This window comes from Vibrio sp. VP6, assembly GCF_028823755.1.
GTDB classification, from domain to species: Bacteria; Pseudomonadota; Gammaproteobacteria; order Enterobacterales; family Vibrionaceae; genus Vibrio; species Vibrio parahaemolyticus.
On the sequence record NZ_JAPEID010000149.1, the window covers coordinates 1 to 1,017 of the forward strand.

General features: G+C 41.0%; 2 protein-coding genes. Both read left to right on the forward strand.

Annotation, left to right across the window (positions count from 1 at the left end; translation table 11 throughout):
- The first annotated feature begins 245 nt into the window (after window positions 1-245).
- Window positions 246-533: a hypothetical protein gene (locus OU793_RS24580; protein ID WP_023625127.1), complete on the forward strand. Its 288-nt coding sequence runs from the start codon at window positions 246-248 to the stop codon at window positions 531-533.
- 155 nt (window positions 534-688) lie between these two features.
- Window positions 689-1,017 (forward strand): ArdC family protein (locus tag OU793_RS24585; protein WP_274647913.1); only part of this gene is annotated, 329 nt, incomplete at its 3' end.

The following is a 1,017-nucleotide window of genomic DNA, read 5'->3' on the forward strand; positions in this document are numbered from 1 at the left end:
TTTTTTGTCGTTCCTCCTCGTGTCGATAACTTAACTCAATACGAGCTGGCTAATACCAGAGGAAGTGAAGTGGCAGCAATGAATTAATTGTGCGCTGTTACTTGGCGTTGTGAATTGGTATAATAAACGAACAAAGCATTGTGCTTTGGGGCTGTCAGTTGGATGCTGGCAGCGACAAGCCTAGCCAACTGATATACTTAAAACAGGAAGCATGGCTTCATTAAATCTCTAAGGAGACTCCATCAATGAGTGATGATAAGAAAATTGAATTTTCTCAATCAGATGTACTTAATGCACTTTTACATCAACGTGGTTTCGAAGGTAATCGAGAGCAGCATTACGCTACCCAAGAAAGCGTGGACAATGTAAAGGAGCGCCTCACTCGTTTTGAAGCTCACACTGAAAAACAGTTAGATTCTATTCGGGATGCGATAAGGGCACAGAGTCGCAAATTTGATCGATTACAATGGTTAATCGTTTCTTTATCTGTGACGCTTTTCTTTAAAGAACAGATCCTTTCGTTATTCATGTAGTAAATCGATCTAAACGGACTTTCATTGTGAAGTCTGTTACACATCAATCAAATCGTTTGTTCAGTTAAACGCTCTTAGCGCTTGACTGAAACGTCCAACCATACGGGAAATTACTCCCGTATGGGGGTAGTTTTTCTCTAATAGTGAGAAAAATCATGACGAAATCAACGAAGCGAACCATTAAGAAAGCACCACGCGATTTTCATCAAGAGGTGACCAATCAAATTATTGAAGCGTTAGAAGCGGGTGTGAAACCTTGGGTTTGCCCTTGGGATGTCACCCAGTCCGACGGTCTCCCTGAAAACTTTTCGACAGGTAACCGATATTCAGGAATGAATGTGATGTTGCTTTGGATGAGTGCTCAAATGAATCATTTCAGCTCGAATCAATGGCTGACTTTCAAGCAAGCATTAGAGCTTGGAGGGAATGTCATTAAAGGTGAGAAGGGGACGCATATTACTTTTTACAAGTCTTTGGAAAAAGA

Coding starts and splice junctions, on each gene's coding strand:
- OU793_RS24580 (WP_023625127.1), top strand. CDS start 246: ATGAGTGATGATAAGAAAATTGAATTTTCTCAATCAGATGTACTTAAT.